At 69.4% G+C, this 3,248-nt stretch carries 3 protein-coding genes and 1 riboswitch; all 3 genes read left to right on the forward strand.

Annotated elements, in window-relative coordinates; all coding sequences use genetic code 11:
- Positions 1-667: ArgP/LysG family DNA-binding transcriptional regulator (locus AC5RV2_RS16110; RefSeq protein ID WP_494093168.1), on the forward strand; the 667-nt coding region annotated here is incomplete at its 5' end.
- A 133-nt stretch (positions 668-800) separates the two neighbouring features.
- On the forward strand, positions 801-2,321 hold the full coding sequence (scpC, locus tag AC5RV2_RS16115) for a succinyl-CoA:acetate CoA-transferase ScpC (RefSeq protein ID WP_494093169.1): 1,521 nt from the start codon (positions 801-803) through the stop codon (positions 2,319-2,321).
- A gap of 124 nt (positions 2,322-2,445) precedes the next feature.
- Positions 2,446-2,555: riboswitch (TPP riboswitch) on the forward strand.
- Positions 2,556-2,585: 30 nt separating this feature from the next.
- The coding region (locus AC5RV2_RS16120) for an LLM class flavin-dependent oxidoreductase (RefSeq protein ID WP_494093170.1) at positions 2,586-3,248 on the forward strand (663 nt) is incomplete at its 3' end.

The following is a 3,248-nucleotide window of genomic DNA, read 5'->3' on the forward strand; positions in this document are numbered from 1 at the left end:
CGACGCGCAGCGCGAACTCGGCGGCGACGGCGACGGCGTGGCCCTGCCGCTGGTGGTCAACGCCGATTCGCTGGCCACTTGGTTCCTGGGCGCGCTGGCCCGCATGCCGCGCGACCGCGGGGTGTTTTTCGAAGTCCACCGCGAAGACGAGCAGCATTCGACCTCCCTGCTGCGGGCCGGACGGGTGACGGCCGCGGTGACGGCGACGCCGGAACCGGTCCAGGGCTGCTCGGTGGAGGCGCTCGGCTCGCTGCGCTACCGGGCGGTGGCCAGCCCGGCCTACCTGGCTCACTGGCGTCCCGCCGGGACCGGACACGCCGACCCGGCGTGGCTGGCGGCCGCGCCCGTGCTCGATTTTGACCGCAAGGACGACCTGCAGGAGCGCTTCTACCGGGAACTGACCGGCGCTGCGCTGGCGGCGCCGCGCCATTATCTGCCCGCCTCGGCGGAGTTTGCCTCGGCGGTCCGGCTGGGCATCGGCTGGGCCCTGCTGCCGGAGCAACAGTGCCTGGCAGACGTCCGCAACGGGACGCTGCACGAACTGGCCCCCGACCTGCCGGTGGACGTGCCGTTGTACTGGCAGCGCTGGAAAATCAGCTCGCCGGTGCTGGACGAACTGACTGCCTGCGTTCGGCAGACCGCGCTGGACCAGCTGCGGCAGCGCTAGCTCAGCGCCCGGAAATCCCGCGGCGCGCGGCGCCTCCGCCCGCCGCCAGGGTGGCCGCTTTTCTCCGCCCCGAACCCCGGCACCCGTGCCCGGCCCCCTACAGTGGAGGGGGAGATCCAGACGAAGGGGCACGATGCAAGACCGCATTCGCAACGCCCGCCTGCTCGAGCGCGTGATGAGCGCGGAGCAGGCGGCAGAATTGATCAAACCCGGTATGACCGTGGCCATGAGCGGCTTCACCGGCGCCGGTTATCCGAAGGCGGTGCCGCAGGCACTCGCGGCACGGATGGAAACCGCGCACGCCGCCGGGGAGCAGTTCAAGATCCGCGTACTCACCGGCGCTTCGACGGCCCCTGAGCTCGACGGCGCCCTCGCCAAGGTCGACGGGATGCAGCTGCGCCTGCCCTACCAGTCGGACCCGGCGCTGCGCGAACGGATCAATGCCGGCGAGCTGGACTACATCGACATGCACCTCAGCCACGTCGCCCAGCACACCTGGTTCGGGTTTTTCGGCGACGTCGACCTGGCCGTGGTCGAGGCGGTGGGCATTCTCGAGGACGGACGGCTCATCCCGTCCACCTCGGTGGGCAACAACATGACCTGGCTCCGGCAGGCCAGCCAGGTCATCGTGGAGATCAACAACGCCCAGCCGGTGGGTCTCGAGGGCATGCACGACGTCTACTACGGCACCGCCCTGCCGCCGGAACGCCGGCCCATCCCGCTCGAGCACCCCGACGACCGGATCGGCGAACCCTACCTGCAGGTGGATCCGGACAAGATCGTGGCCGTCGTGCACACAGACGCGCCCGACCGGAACTCCCCCTTCAACCCGCCCGACGACGCGTCGCAGCAGATCGCCGGCCACCTGCTGGACTTCCTGGACCACGAGGTCCGGCGCGGGCGGCTGACCGAGCAGCTGCTCCCGCTGCAGTCCGGCGTCGGCAATATCCCGAACGCGGTGTTGGAAGGCCTGGCGGCCGGCGGCTACCGCGGCCTGACCGCCTACACCGAAGTCATCCAGGACGGCATGCTGCAGCTGCTCAAGGAGGGCGTGCTGCGCATGGCCTCCGCCACGTCCTTCTCGCTCAGTCGCACGGGCCTGGAGGAGTTCAACGCCAACGTGGACTACTACCGCGAGCGCATCATCCTGCGCACCCAGGAGATTTCCAACCACCCCGAGCTGGTCCGCCGGCTGGGCTGCATCTCGCTCAACGGCATGATCGAGGCGGACATCTACGGCAACATCAACTCCACCCACGTGGCCGGCACCAAGGTCATGAACGGCATCGGCGGCTCCGGCGACTTCGCCCGGAACAGCTACCTGTCCGTCTTCATGTCCCCCAGCATGGCCAAGGGCGGGAAGGTCTCCAGCATCGTGCCGATGGCCAGCCACGTCGACCACACCGAGCACGACACGATGATCGTGATCACCGAGCAGGGTCTGGCCGACCTGCGCGGGCTCGCCCCGAAGCAGCGGGCGCGCAAGATCATCGAGACCTGCGCGCATCCGGACTACCGGCCCATGCTCCAGGACTACTTCGACCGGGCCTGCCGGGACAGCTTCGGCAAGCACACCCCGCACCTGCTCGGCGAGGCCTTGTCCTGGCACCAGCGCTTCGTGGAGACCGGCAGCATGCTCCCCGCACGGCAGTAACGGCCGGCCTCCCCCACACCGGGCGGCCGGGTCAGTCCGGCTGTCCTGTCCGCTGTCCGGCCGGGAGTATGACGCCGTCGTGCCGGCGGCCTTTCGCCGCCCGGTGCGGCTGCCGGTAGGCTGCTGGCTTGTACACGGGAGTCCGGTGAGCCGGGCTGAGAGGAAGCTTCTCAAGTTTCGACCGTTGAACCTGATCTGGATCATGCCAGCGCAGGGAGCAACCCTCACACCCGTGCCCTGTTCACTCAACAGAAGGGCGCGACAATGCAGACATCCGACGGCATGCACCTGGTGGCGATGGTCAACCCGCCGACCAGCCAGTATTCGGAGAACTGGCGGCATCCGCTCTCCCGGCGGGACTGGCTGAGCGCGGAGTTTTACCTGGATCTGGGCCGGACGCTGGAACGAGGCTGCTTCGACATGCTGTTCCTGCCCGACGCGCTGGCCGTCCCGGAGGACAACACGGGCGACTACGCCACCACGCTGGTCACCGGCGGCAAGGGCGCCATCTATCTCGACCCCTTGGTCACCCTGTCACTGGTTGCCGGGGCGACCCGCCACCTGGGCCTGGCCGCCACCATCTCCACGACCTTCACCCCGGCCTACACGATCGCCCGGAAGCTGCTCTCGCTGGATCACCTCTCCGGCGGCCGGGTCGCCTGGAACATCGTCACATCCACCACCGACGCCGAGGCCGCCAACTTCGGCCTGGCCGCCATCCCGCCCAAATCCGAGCGTTACGACCGGGCCGACGACGTCGTCCAGGCCGTGGTGGACCTGTGGGAAAGCTGGGAACCCGGGGCGCTGACGCTGGACGGGCCGGGACGCCGGTTTGCGGATCCGGAGCGTGTCCACCGGATACCCGAACGGCCCTGGCGCGACGGCGGCGACGACCGTCCGCTGAGCCGCGGTCCGATCACCCTGCCG

This window comes from Arthrobacter sp. Y3225116 (genome assembly GCF_059091245.1).